This is a genomic window from Xanthobacter aminoxidans (assembly GCF_023571765.1).
GTDB classification, from domain to species: Bacteria; Pseudomonadota; Alphaproteobacteria; order Rhizobiales; family Xanthobacteraceae; genus Xanthobacter; species Xanthobacter aminoxidans.
Genome location: NZ_JAMJXC010000002.1, coordinates 245009 through 263678, shown reverse-complemented (window position 1 = coordinate 263678; position 18670 = coordinate 245009). Strand labels below are relative to the sequence as shown.

Here is an 18670-nt window from a genome sequence, read left to right as displayed (position 1 = left end):
TTAATTCAGAGACAGGCGGACGCGGGCATTCCGTAGGTGCGTCCTGCGCCGAGCAGGTGGGCGGTGAAGCGCTGCGCCGGGAACAGCCGCGTGATGGCGGGATCGGCGACGCTCAGGCCGCCGGCATAGGCGCCGAACGCCGGCAGGATCATGCGGCTGCCATCGGTGACGAAACACCGCCGCCGCACGCCCCGTCCGCGCATCACCACCCGAGCAGCGGGGTGGAGATGACCGCACACCTCGCCCGGCGCCGGCCCCTCTTCCGGCTCGTGGCGGAAGAGCAGCGGGCCAAGGGCGAGCATGGCCGTACCCTCGCCGCCGAGGTCGTGGGGCAGGGGATCGTGGTTGCCGGCGATCCAGATGAAGGTGCGGCCGGTCTGGATGCGGCGGATCTCGTCGCGGAGCGGGTCGGTCATGCGCTCGCCGGCCCAGCGGTCGTGCAGGCTGTCGCCCAGCGCGATCACCATGCGCGGCTGGTGCAGGGCAACCACGGCCGAGAGGCGCTTCAACGTGTCCAGGGTGTCGTAGGGCGGCAGCATCTGGCCGCGCCGGGCGAAGGCGGAACCCTTCTCCAGGTGCAGGTCCGCCACCACCATCAGCCGCTCGTCCGGCCAGAGCAGGGCACCGGACGGGTCAAGCTCAAGCTCCGCACCGCGGAGGTCGATCCGCGCGAGGGAGAGGTCCGCTGATTCGGCGAGGGCGAGCATGGCGGCGGATTGTGCCCAACGGCGCGCGGCGAGCAAGCGGGACAGTGGCGCCGGCATCGACGCACCATCAGCGCCAGACGCCCGCCTCTGCGAGCATCACGAAAATATCCTCCGGCCACACCTGCTCCGCGAGAGAGGCCAGCGCATCCGGCGTCCACCACGCGTGATGCACGAGCGCCTTACGCTCATCGTCCGACCAGCCGGCGGACGAGACCACGAGGCCCGGTGCGCGCACGAGGAAATAGAACTCCCGCGAACGCACCCGCTGCCCGTCCGGCATCGTGAACGAGACCTCGCGCTGGGCGACGGCCGGGCCGGGATGGGCAATGCGGAGGCCGGTTTCTTCCAGAAGCTCGCGGCAGGCGGCGGCCTCATAGGTCTCGCCCGGCTCCAGCCCGCCGCCGGGCGGTGCCCAGAAGACGTTTCCGGCCAGCGCGCCTTCGGCATAGGCGAAGCGGAACAGCAGCAGCCGGTCCTCCCCATCGAGCACGAGGATCCGGGCGGCGGGGCGGTCGATGGCGTTGCTCACAGGAAGCTCTGCGGGTCCACGTCGATGGCCACCTTGATATTGCCCGTGATCTTCGGTGCCACGGCCCGCCATTCCCTGAGATAGGCCGGCAGGTCGAAGTTGCGCGGCGATCGCACCAGCAGGCGCCAGCGGTGGCGCCCGCGCAGCAGGGCAAGGGGCGCCTCCGCCGGGCCTAGGATGCGCACGTCGGGCAGGATGGGCGCGGAAGCGGCGAGGCGCCGGGCATGGCCTTCGGCCACATGGGCCTCGCTGGCGGAGACGATGAGCGCCGCCATGCGGCCGAAGGGGGGCAGGTGCGCCTCCTCGCGGGCGGCGATCTCCACGTCGTAAAAGGCGTCGCGATCGCCGGTCACGAGCGCGCGCATCACCGGATGCTCGGGCATGTGGGTCTGGATGAAGCCGCGCCCCTCCGCCTTGCCGCGCCCGGCGCGCCCGGCCACCTGATGCACCAGCTGGAACGTCCGCTCGGCGGCGCGCGGGTCGCCATGGCCGAGGCCGACATCCGCATCCACCACGCCGACCAGAGCGAGGCCGGGGAAATTATGGCCCTTGGCGACGAGCTGGGTGCCCACCACCACATCCACGTCGCCCTTCGCCACCGCATCAAGTTCGGCGCGCATCCGCTCCACCCCGCCAAGCAGGTCCGAGGAGAGGACGAGGGCGCGGGCATTTGGAAAAAGGGTCTGCACCTCCTCCTGCAGCCGCTCCACGCCCGGCCCGACCGGAACGAGGCTGTCCGGCGCGTCGCAGGCGGGGCATTTCTCCGGCACCGGCGCCTGATAGCCGCAGTGGTGGCAGGTGAGGCGGCGGCGAAAGCGATGCTCCACCAGCCAGGCGGTGCAGGAGGGGCAGCGCATCCGGTGGCCGCAGGAGCGGCACAACGTGAGCGGCGCGTAGCCCCGGCGGTTGAGGAAGAGCAGCGCCTGCTCGCCCGCCTCCAGCGTCGTGTTGATCTCGGCTTCCAGCCGCGGTGCGATCCAGCGGCCGCGCGGCGGGCCTTCCTTGCGCAGATCGATGGGGGAGAGGCCCGGCACCTTGGCGCCGCCGAAGCGCACGGGGAGGGCGAGCCGCCGATAGCGCCCGCGCCGGGCATTTACCTCGGTCTCGATGGAGGGCGTCGCCGAGGCCAGCACGATGGGGGCGGAGGCGAGGCGTGCCCGCACCACCGCCATGTCGCGCGCGTGGTAGCAGACGCCGTCCTCCTGCTTGTAGGCGGGGTCGTGCTCTTCATCGACGATGATGAGGCCGAGGTCGCGGAACGGCAGGAACAAGGCGGAGCGCGCCCCCGCCACCACCTTCACCTGTCCCGAGGCGACCTCGTTCAGCACCTTCGCGCGCCGCCGGGTGGAGACGCCCGAGTGCCATTCCGCTGGCTTCACGCCGAAGCGCTCGGTGAAGCGGTCGAGGAAGGCCTGGGTGAGGGCGATTTCCGGCAGCAGGATCAGCGCCTGCCGGCCGCTGCGGATGGCCTCGGCCACCGCCTCGAAATAGGTCTCGGTCTTGCCGGAGCCGGTGACGCCGTCGAGCAGGTGCACGGCGAACGTCTTCGCCTTCACCGCCGCGACCATGGCAGCCGCCGCCTCCGACTGCGGCTGCGACAGCTCGGGTACTGCGTGGTCGGGATCGGGCGGGTAGGCGGCGGGCTCGGGCGGCAGCACCACGGCTTCCAGCGTGCCGTCATCCACCAGCCCGTCCACCACGGAGGGCGAGACGCCGGCCTCCCGCGCCGCTTCGGTCTTGCCGCGCACGAAGCCATCCGCGAGCGTATCCAGAAGCCGTGCGCGGGCGGCCGTCATGCGCGTAGGCGCCGTGCCGGTGAGCCGCACGCCGACCCGCTCGCGCGCCGCACCGGGGCTTTCGCCGTGCCGCAAGGCCATGCGCAGCACCATGCCGCGCGGCGCCAGCGTGTAGTCGGCCATCCAGTCGATGAGCCTGATGAGGTCAGGCGGCAGCGGAACGTAATCGAGCTTGGCCTTCACCGCCTTCAGCTTGCCGGTCTCCACCGCCTTGCCACCGGCCTGCGCGCGCGGCCAGACCACGCCGATGACGCTCTTGGTGCCCAGCGGGACATGAACGAGGTCGCCGGGCGACACCTCCATCCCCTCGGGCAGGAGGTAGGAATAGGCGGCGTCGAGGCCGAGGGGGAGCAGGACGTCGACGGTGCGCGGGCTCATGTTCGTCTTTTGGTCCGGCGCGCGGGAAAGGTCAAAGGGCGGGGTGGCTCTGACAGGGGATCGGAGGAGCCCAACCTATTTTCTCTGCAAGCTCGGAGGGGTTGCGAAGCTTGGCTGTAATGGTAGGGTGGAACCTCATTCCGGGGGGAAACAATGCGAATTCTGATGACGGCGGCCGCCATCTGCTGTGTGCTGGTGGGCGGGGCAAGTGCGGGCGAGCTGCGCCCGGGCCATGCGAGCAACCTCTGCCTCGACGTCAAGGGCGGCCTTGACCAGCCCAATGGCACGTCGATTATCGTCTTTCCGTGCAACGGCGGCGACAATCAGTCCTTCACCTTCATGGGTGACGGGACGATCCGGGCCGGCAGGCGTTGTGTCGACATTTCGGGCGGTGCGGCGCGCGCCGGAGACCGGGTCATCATCTATTCGTGCAACGGCGGCGCCAATCAGCAGTGGCGGGTCGGCGCGAACGGCGAAATCATCGGTCAGAACAATATGTGCCTGGATGTGCCCCGTTTCGGCGGGGCCGGAACGGGCGTGGTTGCCTGGCCGTGCAAGAGCGGCGGTGAAGACCGTTCCAACCAGCAGTGGGGCACGCGCTAAGGCAGGGAAAGGCGGACGGCCCGGCCGCATCGGGGCTGCATCCGCGGCCCTGATGGCGGGTTTCGTGCGTCCTCGTGCGTCGGCGGCCTTGCTTTGTGGGCCGTCGGCCTCTACCTCGAACCCATGAAATTCCTCGATCAGGCCAAGGTCTATGTGCGCTCCGGAGACGGCGGGGCAGGGTGCGTCTCGTTCCGGCGCGAGAAGTTCATCGAGTTCGGCGGTCCCGATGGCGGCGACGGCGGACGCGGCGGTGACGTGTGGATCGAGTGCGTCGACGGCCTCAACACGCTGATCGACTACCGCTACCAGCAGCATTTCAAGGCCAAGAAGGGCGACCACGGCAGGGGCGCCAGATGCACCGGCGCGAAGGGCGCCGACGTGGTGCTGAAGGTGCCGGCCGGTACCCAGATCCTCGACGAGGACGAGGAGACCATCCTCGCCGACATGACCGAGGTGGGCCAGCGCATCAAGCTGCTCGAAGGCGGCAATGGCGGCTTCGGCAACGCCCAGTTCAAGACCTCCACCAACCAGGCTCCCCGCCGCGCCAATCCCGGCCTCGAAGGCCAGGAACGGTGGATCTGGCTGCGGCTGAAGCTGATTGCCGACGCCGGTCTCGTCGGCCTGCCCAATGCCGGCAAGTCCACTTTCCTCGCCGCGACCACGGCAGCGAAGCCCAAGATCGCCGATTATCCCTTCACCACGCTGCATCCCGGCCTCGGCGTCGTGCGGGTGGACGGGCGCGAGTTCGTGCTGGCCGACATTCCCGGCCTGATCGAGGGCGCCCACGAGGGCATCGGCATCGGCGACCGCTTCCTCGGCCATGTGGAGCGCTGCCGCGCCCTGCTGCATCTGGTGGACGGCACCTCCGAGCATGCCGGCAAGGCCTACAAGACCGTCCGCGCCGAGCTTGCCGCCTATGGCCACGGTCTCGACGAGAAGCCGGAGATCGTCGCTCTCTCCAAGGTGGATGCCCTCTCGCCCGAACTGCTCAAGCAGCAGAAGGAGCGCCTCCAGCGCGCGGCGAAGAAGAAGCCTCTGCTCCTCTCCGCCACCTCGGGCCAGGGCGTGCCGGAGGCGCTGAGGGCGCTTCTTGAGGTTGTGGAGGAGGCGCGCGGCGTCGAGAAGGAAGAGGCGGCACCGCGGGATGGGTGGCGGCCCTAGGCCAGGTTCTCGTCTCCATTCCGTTTCGCCATTTGCCGGCGGGCTTGAACTTCAGCAGCCCGATGGCCTATGCCGTGGCCAAGGCGCATGACGTGCCGCTCCTCTTCAAGGGGGATGACTTCTCCCGCACCGACGTGCGCCGCCCGCACGCCTGAAGTGCCTTGCCGGTTCGCATGTCCATGGCTTCTCCCGAGTCTGCATCCTTCGAAGCGTCCTCCGATGCGCAGGCGAAGACGCCCGCCTTCGCCGATTTCCGCCGCATCGTCATCAAGGTGGGCTCGGCCCTTCTGGTGGACCGGGCGCAGGGCCGGGTGCGCCTCGCCTGGCTGACTTCGCTGGTGGAGGACATCGCGGCCCTGCACGCCAGGGGCTGCGAGGTGATGGTGGTATCGTCCGGCGCCATCGCCCTGGGGCGTACCGTGCTCGGCCTGCCGTCGGGGCCGCTGAAGCTGGAAGACAGCCAGGCCGCCGCCGCCGTGGGACAGATCGCCCTCTCCAAGACCTGGGCGGATATCCTCGGCCATTACAACATCACCGCCGGGCAGGTGCTGCTGACGCTGGGTGACACCGAGGAGCGTCGCCGCTATCTCAACGCGCGCTCCACCCTCGGCCGGCTGATGGAGCTGCGCTCCGTGCCGATCATCAACGAGAACGACACCGTCGCCACCACCGAGATCCGCTACGGCGACAACGACCGCCTCGCCGCCCGCGTCGCCACCATGGCCAGCGCCGACCTGCTGGTGCTGCTCTCCGACATCGACGGCCTCTACACCGCCCCGCCGGCGCAGGACCCCAACGCGACGCTGATCCCGGTGGTGCCGCGCATCGGCGCCGAGATCGAGGCCATCGCGGGCGATGCCGGCTCCGAGCTGTCGCGCGGCGGCATGCGTACCAAGATCGAGGCGGGCAAGATCGCCACCTCCGCCGGCACCCACATGGTGATTGCCTCCGGCCACGTGAAGAATCCGCTGAAGCGCATCATGGAGGGCGGACGCTGCACCTGGTTCCTCACGTCAGCCAATCCCGTGCGTGCCCGCAAGAGCTGGATCGCCGGGGCGCTGGAGCCGCGCGGCACGCTGCATCTCGATGACGGCGCGGTGGCCGCGCTGCGCCGCGGGGCGAGCCTGCTGCCGGCCGGCGTGAAGCGCATCGACGGCCAGTTCGACCGCGGCGACGCCGTGGTGCTGCGCGGTCCGGACGGCGCCGAAGTGGGGCGCGGCCTCGTCGCCTACGATTCCACCCACGCCGCCCGCATCATGGGGCACTCCACCTCGGAGATCGAGGCGCTGCTGGGCGTGAAGGGCCGCTCCGAGATGGTGCACCGGGACGATCTGGCGCTCGGGGTGGAGTGAAGGTCATCAGCGCAACGCGGTACCGCTAGGGAAGGCGCTGAAACCCCTCGACAGGTTGTGTGCGGCGGGATAGCGGTTGTGATCGCGGGGGCGAGGGGCGCGCCGTCGTCCGTCGTCCGCGTCGCCTCCCACAGGCGCCTCGTGATGGCCCAGCGCGTGAAGTTTCCCGTCTTCCAGGCGCTCAAATTCACCTATCGGTGGACGCTGACGGTTCTGCGCAAGCACTGGATCGTGGCACTGATCTATGCGGTTGGAACGCTGGTCTGGAACTATGCGGGCCTGATCCTGCTGGGGGATGTTGTCGAGGCCGAACGACCGCCCACTGCGATGGCGTTCGTGAAGATCTACGGGCTGAACGCAATAGAGGGCTTCGCCTTCATCTATCTGGCGTTGCTGACCCACAACGAAATCCTGCGTGGATCAGGCGGCTTCAATGCCGCGACCATGGGTCCGCTCGGCATTCGCGGCCTCACCTACCTGTTCGATTCCCTTGTTTTGCTTCTGGCAACTCTCATTCTGGCGATGCTCTCCGTCGCCGGGATCACTGCCGTCGTCGCCCTGGCGCGAATCGGAAGCTGGTCGACATTCGCTATCTTCGTCGGCGCGCTTGCCGTTTGGCTTGCCGCGATCGGTGTGGTCACCCGGCTGAGCCTCAGGCTGCCGTCCCGGTCGATCGGCCAGCCGATGCCATGGAACGACGTCTGGCGTCTGGGGCGCGGAAATACCCTGCGGCTGGTCGGCGGCACGTTGCTCCTTTCGCTCGCCATGCTGGCGGTCGTTATCGTCGTGGTGCTCCCCGTGCAGTTCCTCTTCGGCTCGTTCTCGGCGACGGACATGCACGTCGTATCGCAGACGAAATCCACGCCCGTCGGGCCGCTTTACCTGGAGATGCGGTCTTTCGAGACGCCCGGCATGCCGTTCATCCCGGCCCTCATCAACGGGTTCCTCTCCAGCATCCTGTCGGTCATTGGCGCGATCGCGCTCGCCGCCTACGTTTCGCTCGCCTTCGCCTATCTCCGCCAGGTCGCCGAGGACGCCCCGTCCGCTCCGCTCATGGATCGGGCCCCCAACGAGCCGCCCGAGGACTTCTAACCCTCCGCGCCCACCTGTCGCACCCGGCGGGCAATGTGCTAGGGAGAACCTGCGCCCCCATATGAGGGCCAACGTCCTGTCCTGCTTCTGAGAGTCATCCCATGTCCACCGCCTCCGCCCTTCGCACCGATGCCGCCGCCACTGCGGGCCGGCCCGTGCCGCCGGCGGAGCTGGAGGGGGTGATGCTGGCCATGGGCAAGCGCGCCCGTGCCGCCGCCCGCAGCCTCGCCCTCGCTGCGCCCGAGGTGAAGACGCAGGCGCTCAAGGCCGCGGCCGCAGCGATCCGCGCGTCAGCTGGTGAAATCCTCGCGGCCAATGCCATCGACGTCGCCAAGGCGAAGGCGGAAGGCATGACCGGCTCCTTCCTCGACCGGCTCACCCTCACCGCCGCGCGGGTGGAGGCCATGGCCGAGGGCGTGGAGCAGGTGGCCGAGCTGGCCGATCCCATCGGCCTCGTCACCGAGCGCTGGACCCGCCCCAACGGCCTCATCATCGAGCGCGTGCGCACGCCGCTGGGCGTCATCGGCGTCATCTACGAGAGCCGGCCGAACGTGACGGCGGACGCTGCTGCCCTGTGCCTGCGCGCCGGCAACGCCGTGATCCTGCGCGGCGGGTCGGACAGCCTGAATTCCTCCGGTGCCATCCATCGCGCCTTCGTCGCCGGGCTCACCACCGCCGGTCTGCCCGAGGATGCGGTGCAGTTCGTCAACGTGCCCGACCGCGCAGCGGTGGGGCACATGCTGGCGGGCCTCGGCAACACCGTGGACGTGATCGTGCCCCGTGGCGGCAAGAGCCTCGTCGCGCGGGTGCAGAGCGATGCGCGGGTGCCGGTGTTCGCCCATCTCGACGGCATCAACCACGTCTATGTGGACAAGGCCGCCGACCTCGACATGGCCAAGACCGTGGTGCTGAACGCCAAGATGCGCCGCACCGGCGTCTGCGGCGCCGCCGAGACGCTGCTGATCGACCGGTCGGTGGCCGGAACGCACCTCAAGCCGCTGGTGGAGATGCTGATCGACGCCGGCTGCGAGATCCGCGGCGACGCCGATGTGCAGGCGGTGGATGCGCGCGTGAAGCCGGCAACGGCCGAGGATTGGGACACCGAATATCTCGACGCCATCATCGCCGCGAAGGTGGTGGATGGGGTGGGCGACGCCATCGCCCATATCGAGGCGCACGGCTCCCACCACACCGATTCCATCGTCACGGAGGATGCGGCGGCGGCCGACCGGTTCCTCGCCGAGGTGGACAGCGCCATCGTGCTGCACAACGCCTCCACCCAGTTCGCCGATGGCGGCGAGTTCGGCTTTGGCGCGGAGATCGGCATCGCCACTGGGCGGATGCATGCGCGCGGGCCGGTGGGGGCCGAGCAGCTCACCTCCTTCAAATACCGCATCCACGGGTCGGGACAGACCCGTCCGTGATGTCGTCCGGCCCCGTCGTGGAGCCTGTGACGCCGCGTGCCGCGCGGCGTCTGCCCTTCGTCACGCAGGGGCTGCGCGTCGGGCTGTTCGGCGGCAGCTTCAACCCCGCCCATGCCGCCCACCGCGCGGCGAGCCTCCTCGCCCTGCGCCGGCTCGGCCTCGACCGGGTGTGGTGGCTGGTGACGCCCGGCAATCCCCTGAAGGACAACCGCGCCCTGCCGCCGCTGGAGGAGCGCATCGCCATCGCCCGCGCGGTGGCGCGCCATCCGCGCATCGACGTCACCGGCTTCGAGGCTGGCATCGGCACCCGCTACACCTACGAGACGCTGGCCTATCTGGTGCGACGGCTGCCGGGCGTGCGCTTCGTCTGGATCATGGGGGCGGACAATCTCGCCCATTTCGACCGCTGGCAGCACTGGCGCGGCATCGCCGACCTCGTGCCCATCGCGGTGGTGGACCGCATGGGGCAAAGCCTTGCCGCGACCGCATCGCCGGCCGCGCAGGCGCTGGCACGCTATCGTCTCGGCGAGCATGAGGCCCGCCTCCTGGCGGACTGCGCGCCACCCGCCTGGGTGTTCCTCCACGGGCTGAAATCTCCCCTCTCCTCAACGGGAATCCGGGCCGCACGCGGGGGGCAGGGAGGGCACGAGATCGAGGCCGCCCGCCATACGTCTTGAAAATTCATTGATTTGCAGGCATTCTGAGGTGGTGCGACGGTTTGGACCGTCGCCTTGAGCGAGAGGATTTGGACCCCTGTCCACGATGGCACTTCAGGCGGCCGCTGAGATGACACCGCCCGCCACGGTTTCAGACGCCAAGGTTTCCGAGGCGCTTCCCGACGCTGCGGAAATTCTCGCCCTCATCCAAGCCCGGCTGGATGACGACAAGTCCGAGGACATCGTCTCCATCGACCTGCGCGGCAAGACCTCCATCGCCGACTACATGGTGATTGCCTCCGGCCGCTCGCAGCGGCACGTGGGCGCCATCGCCGAGCACCTCATCGAGGCGCTCAAGGCGGCGGGGATCAAGCATGTGCGCGTGGAAGGCCAGCCGGCCTGCGACTGGGTGCTCATCGATGCGAACGACGTGATCGTCCACGTCTTCCAGCCCGAGGTCCGCACCTTCTACAATATCGAGAAGATGTGGTCCGGGACGCCCCGCTCCTGATGGCGTTTCCGGTTCCGGCGGGCCTGTAGACGACGTGCGCCTCGTCCTCGCCTGTGTCGGCCGGCTGAAAGCCGGCGCCGAGCGGGAGCTCGTGACCCGCTACGTGGATCGCATCCGCCCCGCCGGCCGGCCCTTGGGCCTCGGCCCGTGCGACATGATCGAGATCGCCGAATCCGCCGCCCGCCGCGCCGAGGACCGCATGGCCGAGGAAGCGGCGGCGCTTCTCGCGGCGCTGCCTGCGGGGGCTGGACTCGTGGTGCTCGATCCGCGCGGGCGCAATTTCTCCAGCGAGGACTTCGCCCGCCGCATCGCTTCCGACCGGGATGGCGGGCTCTCCGCCCTTGCCTTCGTCATCGGTGGTGCGGACGGGCTCGGGGAAGAGGTGCGGGCGCGGGCGTCCCTGATGATCGCCTATGGCACGGCCACGTTTCCCCACCAGCTGGTGCGGGTCATGCTGGCGGAGCAGATCTATCGGGCGGTCACCATCCTCGCCGGGCATCCCTACCATCGCGCGTGAGCGCGGCGCGGGAATCGGCTGCTTGCATTGACATCCGGGTCCCGGCCCCTTATCACGCCGGCTCCGATCCAATTCCCGGTGTCGATAGGCCGCGCGGCAAGCGCGCCGCGGTCGGCTCCGAACTTCGACACGAGCGAGTTTGTCATGAAGATCCGCAATTCCCTGAAGTCGCTGCTCGGCCGCCACCGCGAGAACCGTCTCGTGCGCCGCAAGGGCCGCGTCTACATCATCAACAAGACCCAGAAGCGCTACAAGGCCCGCCAGGGCTGAGCGCTCAGGCTGGACTTCCGGTCCGGTCCTTCGATCTTGAGCAAACGTGATCTGCTGCGCCGGCCCGGGGCTCCCCTGTGGCCGGCGCAGTTGTTGACGGCGCGTGCATCGCGGCGGACACTTCGCCGATGATCTTTAGCGCGATGCCTCTCCGCCTTGCCGACCGCGCCCTGCGTGCGCCGCGTCTCTTTCTTGCCGCCGTGCTGACGGTGATGATCTCCGGCGGTCTCGCGCAGGCGCAGCAATTGCGCGGCGACAAGGCCATGCCGCAGCCCGGTCCCCCGTCCGCCAGCCCATCCGATTCCGCCCCGGCCCGGCCGCGCCTGCCCAGGGACAAGCGGACCCAGGTGGAAGGCCTGTTCGCCGCCCTGAAGGTCGCCCCCGACGATCGCAGCGCCAAGATGATCGCCGATCGGCTTGACCAGATCTTCGGCGATTCCGGCAGTCCCAGCGCCGATCTCCTGATGGCCCGCGCGGCGGCGGCAGCCGAGGCGAAGGAGACGGACCTTGCCGTGCAACTGCTGGACGAGGTGATCGAGATCGAGCCCGATTATATCGGCGCGCTCAGCCGCCGGGCGACGATCTTCTACATGCGCGACGACTATGGCGCGGCCCTTGCGGACATCCGGGAGGTGCTGGCGCGCGAGCCGCGCCATTTCGCCATGCTCTACGGCCTGGCCTTGATCATGCGGGACCTCGGCGACGACAAGCGGGCGCTGCAGGCCGTACGGCAGGCGCTCGCCGTCAATCCGCATCTCGATGGGGCGGGTGAGCTGGAGAGCCAGCTCGCCATCAAGGTCGAAGGCCGGGGAATCTGATCTGCTTCAGGGCTTCGCGCGGGGGGGTGGCAGCGGAGCGGCGGCCGGACTTGGCTTGCTCTGGCTCGATTCCGTGAGCTGCACCGTCCAGGACTTCTGCTCCTGGGTGTCCACCTCGAAGAAGCCGGTGCGGTCGAAGCCGCGGGCGAGGCAGTCCTCGGCGCCCTTGATGGTGAATTCCTTTTCCCGGGTGCACATGTAGGCCTTGCCGGCCCACTCCCCGCCCTGGTCGTAATCCACGGCATAGAGGTAATAGAAGCGCGCCGCGAGGTCGCCGCGCAGCAGCGTCTCGCAGCTGTTGGCCGCGACGTTCCACCAGCCTTCGGTGGCCCAGGCGTCGCCGTCCTTGTAGCCGAGCGCGATGCCGACCCGGCTCTGGGTGCGGTTGCACAGCCGGAATTCGGCGGCCGCGGGCGTGGGGATAAGGCTAATGCCGAGCCCAAGCGCGAAGGCGGCACTGAGCGCGAGCGCAAGGCTCCGTGGCGCGGAGTTCACCCGTCGGGCCGGCGCAAGCGCCGCGCAGGGTTCGGGCATGCCGTCGAAGCGGAGGGGCGTGGCGGCGAAGGGCATGATGGTGTGTTGTGTGCCCCGTGGGGACCGGGGCGTCAATGCCTGCCCTCCCGGTAGCCGGTGGCGGAATGGTCCTTCCCGGCCTCTCCCGTGCGTGCCGGACGTGGGCGCGGACGGGCCACCACGATGCCGGCGAGGATCAGCGCGCCGCCCGCCGCCTGAAGCCCGGTAATGGGCTCATCCAGGAGCATGGCGCCCAGCGCGGCGGCGGACGCCACCTCCAGGAAGAAGACCAGCGCGCCGAACGCCGGTGGCACGGAGGCAAGGCCCACCGCCATCAGCCCCTGTCCGCCCACCTGCGAGACGAGGGCCAGCGCTACCAGCGCCGCAAGACCGCCGGCGCTGGCGGGCCACAGGGTCGGCTCTGCAATGAGGGCGACTGCCAGCAGGATCAGCGCGGTGGTGGCGGTGGAGACGAGGGTGATGGCCGCCGCACCGCGCGAGGCGCGGGCCCGGCTGACGGCGAGAAAATAGCCGGCGAAGAATACCGCTGTCGCCAGCCCTGCGGCGTCCCCCGGCAGATGCTGCGGATCGAACTGCCACGAGCGCCCCACCAGTGCCAGCGCCCCAGCAATGCACAGGCCAAGCCCGATCAGGCCGGCACGGGACACCTTCTGCCGCAGCACCAGCACGGCGAAGGCGGTGATCCACAGGGGCGACGTGGTGGCGAGCACCGTGGCGTTGGCGACGGTCGTGCCGAGGATGGCGAGATGCCAGAAGAAGAGGTCCCCGGCGAAGAAGGCGCCGGCGAGCAGCGACAGCCGGTCGGGCCGGAAGGCGCGTGTCCCCTCGGCGAGAGCCGCCCAGAGCGCCAGCGGTGGCAAGGCGAGCGCCACCCGCCAGAAGGCGCTGGCGAACGGCCCCACATCCGCGAGGCGGACGAACAGCACCGAGGCGCCCATGGCCAGCGCCCCGAGCGTCAGCATCAAGGTACCGAACGCCAGGGTAAGAGAGGGGTTCTTGCTCACGAAAACCTGTCCCGCCGCTTGTCTCGGGCCGGTTGTGGATCACCGGCGGGGTGGAAAGCGGGGACGCATCCTTGACGCGCGGCTTTCCGCCCGCCTCTATCAGCTTTCCCTCCGGAGCCATCAAGGCTCCACCCTTTGACCCGCGCGCCGGCCCGGCATGGCCTCGACGGACGCGCGGCGGAACCCAAGGAGACCGTCCAGGTGGCGGAAGACGCTTCAGATTCCCCCGCGGGCTTTGCCAAGGAACAGCTCAAGTCCTTCATCGAGCGCATCGAGCGCCTCGAGGAGGAGAAGAAGGCCATTGCCGACGACATCAAGGACGTGTTCGCCGAAGCCAAGGCCAACGGCTTCGACGTCAAGGCGCTGCGCACCATCCTGAAAATCCGCAAGGAAGACGTCGACGAGCGCAAGGAGCACGAGGCCATCGTCGATCTCTATATGCAGGCGCTGGGCATCTTCGTCTGAGACGGCAGCGGGCGGAGGGACCGCCCGCGCGGATCACATGCGCTGGCTGTTGTAGGCCACCTGGGGCGCACGGAACACGTAAGTCGGCAGGTCCGCCACGGCGGTGCCGGCGAAGCGGGCCTTCAGGCCGAACGAGCCGTCCCGCGAGAAGGCCGTCGCCACCACTTCACGCGGCGGCGCCATGAAGGTCGCCAGCTGCCGCATCTCCGGCACACGCAGATACAGCTCGTTGGAGAGGCTCGGCGACAGGAACAGCCGCCCGAAGGCGATTTCGGAAAGCTTGGTGCGCGGGCGTGCGCTCGCCGGAGCGCTTGTCGCGGTCACTGGCGCCGTTGCGACGGCCGCCGGATGTCCGTGCGCGCCGGCCATGAAGCCACCCGTCAGCGGCATCCGCTGATCCATCATGGAGCCGGCGGCGGCGTAGCCGAGAACCGGCCCGGTCTCCCCTTCGGTGCCGCGGGTGATGACCGAGGGCAGCGGCACGGGCGCCGAGGTGAGGCTGGCGGTGCGGGTGTTGCGGTCGGCCTCCGCCGGGCGGGGCAGGGGCAGCGGCGCGAGGAAGCCGTTGCGCGTCGCCTGCGCGCTGACCATGGCGCCGGCGACGATTTCGGCTGGCCGGGTCGGGGGAATGGGCATGGTGGCGGACGCGGTCCGCACCGCGCGGGTGGGCGCGGAAGCCGGCGTCTCGCGGCTGGCCGTGTCTTCGGCGGACGCGACCGTGGAGGAGGCGGCGGTCGGGGCCTCGCCGCCCTCGTCGTCGTCCGCATCCTTCTTGCCGAAGAGGCTGGCGAAGAAGTTCTTGCCCTTGCCGGCGCTTGCGACGCCCACACCGGGCTTGGAGCCGCGCGCCTGGATCTCGGCCAGCGCCACGTCGTATTTCGCCAGCGGACGCCCGTCGGTGGGCACATGCACCGTCTTGCCGTCCGGGAAGACGCGGGCGAGCTGGTCGTGGGTCATGCGCGGCCAGTGGCGCACGTTGCCGGTGTCCATGTGGACGAAGGGCGAACCGGAGGTGGGGTAGAAGCCCACGCCGCCGCGCTGGAGCCGCAGGCCGGCGACGCGCAGGTCGGTGAGGTTCACGCCCGGAATGTAGAAGTCCATCGCCTTGCCCAGCATGTGCTGGGAGAATTTCGCCACGCCGCTGGAGCGGGCGCGCAGCATGGAGTTGGTCTCCGGCGAGCGGTAAGACGAGACGATCTGGATGGGGGCGCTGGCGTCCACCTCCCGGTAGACCTCCCAGACGATGTCGAACAGCTGGGGGTCCATCTGGGTCGACTTCTGGTTGCGCCAGTCGCGCAGGAAGTGATTCAGCTGGGCAAGCACCGCCTGGTCGTAGCGGCCGTCCTTCTTGAAGGTGAAGCTGCCGCTCTCGCCGGAATGGGTGTGGTGCAGGGTGATGGTGCGGGTATCGCCGTTGGCCACCGCATTCTGCAGTGAGGTGGTGCCGGCAAGGATGAGACTTCCCGCCATGGCGAGGGCTGGCAGGATCGCCTGAAAGGCGGACCGGCCGCGCTGGCCGCTGGGGCGGCGCGTGTGGCGGACGGTTTCAGGCGTGGTGCGGATGGCCAATGTCTCGAACCCGAGGCTCAGATTTCAAGGACTTCGCGATGTGTTGCCGCGAAGCGATGGAGACGGAGTCTTGTCGGGTTCGGTTAAGGGTGCGTTGACACCCGGCTCCCCCAGCTCACCGAGGGCGGCAGATGGCCTTGCCTCGGGTCACGGTCCCGTGAGTAGCGGCGGAGTATGGCGAAAACGTGCCAGACGTTGCGTCGGGCTGTGGCCTCCATGCATCAGGCAAGGGGCAGTAGTGCTGACTTTCCTGCCAGAATCGCGGCAGGTTGACGCGGTGTAGATGGCGGTAGGCAGCTAAGCTATTGATAAAAAATAAGGCCCGCCGGAGCGGGCCTTCGCGATCGATCAGGGATCAACGGGCGCGGGGCGCCGTCTTGGGCGTCGCGCTGTCGGCGATTCGCTGCTTGCCGTCGAGGCCCAGGTAGGTCTTGGTCGCGGCATTGATGCCGTAAAGATCCTCGCGCATCACAAGACGGCCGGCCCCATCCACGAAGGCGTTGAAATAGACGATGTGGACCGGGAAACGCTGCTTCAGGTTGATGTAGCGCTCCGAGCCGCCAAACATCTTCGAGATGCGCTGCTCGGTCCAGTTGTCGCCCGGCAGGCCGGCGTTGAAGATGACTTCGCCGAACTTCAGCGGCTCGTAGACGCGCACGCAGCCGTGGCTGTAGGCGCGGCGATCGTTCTGGAACAGCGCCTTGGACGGCGTGTCGTGCAGATAGACCGAATGGTCGTTGGGGAACATGAACTTGATGCGGCCGAGGGCATTGCGCTCGCCCGGGTCCTGACGGAATGAGTAGCCGCCCGAGCCGTTGCGCACCACCTGGATGCCGCGGCGGGCGAGGGCGCTGGGGTCGCTGCGCAGCAGCGGCATCATCTCGTTGCGGGCGATGCTCGGCGGGATGTTCCAGGCCGGATTCACCACGATGTACTGCATTTCGCGGGTGAGCAGCGGCGTCGGCGTCTCCGGCTTGCCCACCACCACGCGGGTCTCGTGGATCACCCGGCCGTCCTGGTAGATCCGCACCATGAACTCGGGGATGTTGACCATCACGAACTTTTCGCCGAGGTCGCGCGGCAGCCAGCGCCAGCGCTCCATATTGGCGATGACGTCGTTGCGCAGGCTGCCGCTGGAGCTGGTGGCGCCCACATTGAGCGCGGCGAGCGTCGCCGGGCCGATGATGCCGGTCGGCTTGATCTTCGAAGCTTCCTGGAAGGCCTTTACCGCCTCCACCAGGGCCGGATCGTAGACGAGATCATCGCCCGGCTTGCCGGCGATGCCGAGGCGGGCGCGCAGGGTGGGCATGCGCGGGTCGCTGGCGCCGGGCTTCACCTGCGGGCCGGGCGGAATGGCGGGGATGGTGGGTGCGCTTCCGTTCGCCTTGGCGAGCTGCGCCTTCAGGGCCTTGTAGCCCGGGTGGGGCGGGTTGAAGGCGGCAAGCGCGGCGTTGGCGTCGGGAGCGTAGGCGATCTTGGTCAGGGTGGCGGTCGCGTCCGGGATATCGCGCACCGGGGTGACCAGCGAAGAGATGCGGCCGGGATCGAAGCGGCCGGACTGCGCATGGCGCGCATAGGTCATGGCGGCGACGGCGATCTTCAGCTCGGTGCGCGCGAGATCGGCCGCCGTGGCGCCCTTCTTCGGCAGGGGCACCTGATAGTCGGCGGGATCGAGACCGTCCTCGCCGGCGGCGTCGAGGCGCGCAATCACGGCCTTGCCGCGCGCGTCGAGCCCGGTGTCGGTCACGAAGACCGGCATGGTCTGGCGCGCGCCATAGAAGGTCGCGAGCGCCTCCTGCTCCTTCTTGGAAGGGGTGATGCTCTCAGGCGTGGCGAGGAGCGCGGCGATGGCCTCGCTCACCGGCGCGAGCGGACTGGCGGCGACGACGGGCTGCGGCGCGGGAGCGGGCGTTGCCGCCTGGGCCGGAGCCGGCTGGGCGGGGGCGACCGGAGCAGGATTGGCCTGGGCGGGGGTGGCCGCAGCGGGGTTGAATTGGGCTGCGGCGGGCGTTTGAACCGGGGCGGGGGCCGGGCTGTCGCCAGCCGAATCGACGCCGCCGCGAACGGGGCTCGCAACGGAGGCGGGAGCGGCGGCACGGGGCGCGGGCGCCGGGGCAGTGGCCGCCGGGGGCAGGGGCGTGGTGAGCGGAACGGATGCATTCCCGGCGCCGTCGATACCGCCGGTCGCGCGGGCGCCGGAGGGGGCGGCATCGCTTGGGCCCATATCCCCCGTGCCCATGCCGGCATTGGCTGTGACGGGAATGTCGCCCGTTGCTGCGGCGGCCGGGGCGACGCCGAGGGAGAGACCCACCAGGCCAGCGCTCATAAGCCGGCACAACGTGCCCGCGACGCTAACCTCACGCTGCGCGATACCCATTGTGCTCTCCTCGCCTCCACCCGCTGTGTTGGTGCCGTGCCGGGAGGCTTCAATCAACTCACAAGCTTGGGCGAATGCCGGGTTTGTGGTGTCTTGTCACTCGGCAGCAACAAATTGTGCCGCCGACGGTTCCATCTGATGGTTGGTCTCTACCTCTGTCTCGCCGAGCTCGGCGAGCTTGCGGTAGAGCGTCGAGCGGCCGATGCCGAGACGGCGCGCCACCTCGGCCATCCGCCCGCCATAGAGATGGCAAGCGAAACGGATGGCTTCGGCCTCGATCTGGTCCAGTCTGCGTGTGTGGCCGGAGGCATCGAGCCGGGCAAACGCGGTGCCGATCATCTCTTCCGTCCCACGCTCGGGGCAAGCCTGAGTCGCGGCCGAGGGGAAGGCGATCACATTGTCCTGAGCGACGGGCGTGGGGGCCCGTAGCGGGGCGGGGCGGCTGCCCGAAGCAGCCCGCGCGAGGGCTACGGCATTGCCGAGTGCCACCTCCAGGCGGAGAGCGCCGGCGGGCTTCACCACGAAGTCGCGCGCGCCGGCGCGGATGGCGCCGCCGGCCGCATCGAGGCCGGCCGGGGTCACCTGAACCACGACCGGGGTCTCGTTACCACCTGCCGCGAGGGCGGACAGCACGCCCATGCCATCGAGGCCGGGCAGCACGAGGTCGAGCAGCACCGCGTCGAATCGCTCGGCCGCAAGACGGGCGAGGGCCGCGTCGCCGTCATGGGCCACGGTGCAGCGGTAGCCCATTCGGGTGAGCGCCTGTTCGAGGCGGCGCGCCTCGTCGGAATCGTCTTCGACGATCAGAAGGGAAGAAGACATGGAAGGGCGGGCGACTCGGTCGGGTGAGATTTGTCCCCGACATTGGGCGGCGATGGTTAAGAACCCCTCACCCTGATGCCGTACG

19 protein-coding genes and 1 pseudogene are annotated in these 18670 nt (G+C 69.3%); 12 read left to right on the top strand and 8 right to left on the bottom strand.

Annotated features, from left to right (window positions below; genetic code table 11):
• Positions 1 to 5 precede the first annotated feature (5 nt).
• The 3 genes from pdeM to EJ105_RS03980 form a co-directional block, all read right to left on the bottom strand.
• Positions 6 to 707, bottom strand: a complete 702-nt coding sequence (gene pdeM, locus EJ105_RS03990; RefSeq protein WP_250165378.1) for a ligase-associated DNA damage response endonuclease PdeM — start codon at positions 705 to 707, stop codon at positions 6 to 8.
• Positions 708 to 774: 67 nt separating this feature from the next.
• Positions 775 to 1236: an NUDIX hydrolase gene (locus tag EJ105_RS03985; RefSeq protein WP_250165377.1), complete on the bottom strand. Its 462-nt coding sequence runs from the start codon at positions 1234 to 1236 to the stop codon at positions 775 to 777.
• Positions 1233 to 3410, bottom strand: coding sequence for a primosomal protein N' (locus tag EJ105_RS03980; RefSeq protein ID WP_250165376.1), 2178 nt, complete (start codon positions 3408 to 3410; stop codon positions 1233 to 1235). Before EJ105_RS03980 ends, EJ105_RS03985 begins: the two co-directional genes overlap by 4 nt.
• Positions 3411 to 3563: 153 nt before the next feature.
• Here EJ105_RS03980 and EJ105_RS03975 point away from each other — a divergent pair, with 153 nt between their 5' ends.
• The 11 genes and pseudogenes from EJ105_RS03975 to EJ105_RS03925 all read left to right on the top strand — a co-directional run bounded on the left by EJ105_RS03975 (position 3564) and on the right by EJ105_RS03925 (position 11814).
• Positions 3564 to 4013, top strand: a complete 450-nt coding sequence (locus EJ105_RS03975; RefSeq protein ID WP_250165375.1) for an RICIN domain-containing protein — start codon at positions 3564 to 3566, stop codon at positions 4011 to 4013.
• Positions 4014 to 4136: 123 nt separating this feature from the next.
• On the top strand, positions 4137 to 5174 hold the full coding sequence (gene obgE / locus EJ105_RS03970) for a GTPase ObgE (protein WP_024276730.1): 1038 nt from the start codon (positions 4137 to 4139) through the stop codon (positions 5172 to 5174).
• A 35-nt stretch (positions 5175 to 5209) separates the two neighbouring features.
• Positions 5210 to 5329 (top strand): annotated as a pseudogene (locus tag EJ105_RS03965) (type II toxin-antitoxin system VapC family toxin); the annotation flags it as partial.
• A gap of 24 nt (positions 5330 to 5353) precedes the next feature.
• A complete protein-coding gene (gene proB / locus EJ105_RS03960; protein WP_250165374.1) occupies positions 5354 to 6526 on the top strand; it encodes a glutamate 5-kinase in 1173 nt (390 codons plus the stop codon).
• Positions 6527 to 6670: 144 nt separating this feature from the next.
• Complete coding sequence (locus EJ105_RS03955) at positions 6671 to 7618, top strand: hypothetical protein (RefSeq protein WP_250165373.1); 948 nt, start codon at positions 6671 to 6673, stop codon at positions 7616 to 7618.
• A gap of 182 nt (positions 7619 to 7800) precedes the next feature.
• Complete coding sequence (locus EJ105_RS03950) at positions 7801 to 9042, top strand: glutamate-5-semialdehyde dehydrogenase (protein ID WP_250165557.1); 1242 nt, start codon at positions 7801 to 7803, stop codon at positions 9040 to 9042.
• On the top strand, positions 9042 to 9719 hold the full coding sequence (locus EJ105_RS03945) for a nicotinate-nucleotide adenylyltransferase (protein ID WP_250165556.1): 678 nt from the start codon (positions 9042 to 9044) through the stop codon (positions 9717 to 9719). The genes EJ105_RS03950 and EJ105_RS03945 overlap by 1 nt, the downstream gene beginning before the upstream one ends.
• Positions 9720 to 9804: 85 nt before the next feature.
• Positions 9805 to 10209 (top strand): ribosome silencing factor, encoded by a 405-nt coding sequence (rsfS, locus tag EJ105_RS03940; protein ID WP_024276735.1) that lies wholly within the window; start codon positions 9805 to 9807, stop codon positions 10207 to 10209.
• Positions 10210 to 10243: 34 nt separating this feature from the next.
• On the top strand, positions 10244 to 10726 hold the full coding sequence (gene rlmH, locus EJ105_RS03935; protein WP_029556148.1) for a 23S rRNA (pseudouridine(1915)-N(3))-methyltransferase RlmH: 483 nt from the start codon (positions 10244 to 10246) through the stop codon (positions 10724 to 10726).
• A gap of 144 nt (positions 10727 to 10870) precedes the next feature.
• A complete protein-coding gene (ykgO, locus tag EJ105_RS03930; RefSeq protein ID WP_024276737.1) occupies positions 10871 to 10996 on the top strand; it encodes a type B 50S ribosomal protein L36 in 126 nt (41 codons plus the stop codon).
• Positions 10997 to 11139: 143 nt separating this feature from the next.
• A complete protein-coding gene (locus EJ105_RS03925) occupies positions 11140 to 11814 on the top strand; it encodes a hypothetical protein (RefSeq protein ID WP_250165372.1) in 675 nt (224 codons plus the stop codon).
• Between the two features lie 6 nt (positions 11815 to 11820).
• Here the strand turns inward: EJ105_RS03925 and EJ105_RS03920 are convergent, their stop codons facing one another.
• The gene (locus EJ105_RS03920; protein WP_029556146.1) at positions 11821 to 12348 is read right to left on the bottom strand and encodes a DUF1036 domain-containing protein; all 528 of its coding nucleotides are present in this window, start codon (positions 12346 to 12348) and stop codon (positions 11821 to 11823) included.
• Between the two features lie 71 nt (positions 12349 to 12419).
• Positions 12420 to 13352, bottom strand: coding sequence for a DMT family transporter (locus EJ105_RS03915; RefSeq protein ID WP_250165371.1), 933 nt, complete (start codon positions 13350 to 13352; stop codon positions 12420 to 12422).
• Positions 13353 to 13553: 201 nt separating this feature from the next.
• On the opposite strand from EJ105_RS03915, the gene EJ105_RS27740 reads away from it, so the two are divergent.
• Entirely contained in the window at positions 13554 to 13817 is a 264-nt protein-coding gene (locus EJ105_RS27740) for a DUF2312 domain-containing protein (protein ID WP_029556144.1), read from the top strand.
• Between the two features lie 33 nt (positions 13818 to 13850).
• Here EJ105_RS27740 and mepK read toward each other — a convergent pair whose 3' ends face one another.
• The 3 genes from mepK to EJ105_RS03895 all read right to left on the bottom strand — a co-directional run bounded on the left by mepK (position 13851) and on the right by EJ105_RS03895 (position 18585).
• Positions 13851 to 15386, bottom strand: coding sequence for a peptidoglycan L,D-endopeptidase MepK (mepK, locus tag EJ105_RS03905; RefSeq protein ID WP_394041519.1), 1536 nt, complete (start codon positions 15384 to 15386; stop codon positions 13851 to 13853).
• Positions 15387 to 15741: 355 nt separating this feature from the next.
• Positions 15742 to 17763, bottom strand: a complete 2022-nt coding sequence (locus EJ105_RS03900; RefSeq protein WP_250165370.1) for a L,D-transpeptidase family protein — start codon at positions 17761 to 17763, stop codon at positions 15742 to 15744.
• A 96-nt stretch (positions 17764 to 17859) separates the two neighbouring features.
• Entirely contained in the window at positions 17860 to 18585 is a 726-nt protein-coding gene (locus EJ105_RS03895) for a response regulator (protein WP_250165369.1), read from the bottom strand.
• Positions 18586 to 18670: the final 85 nt, after the last annotated feature.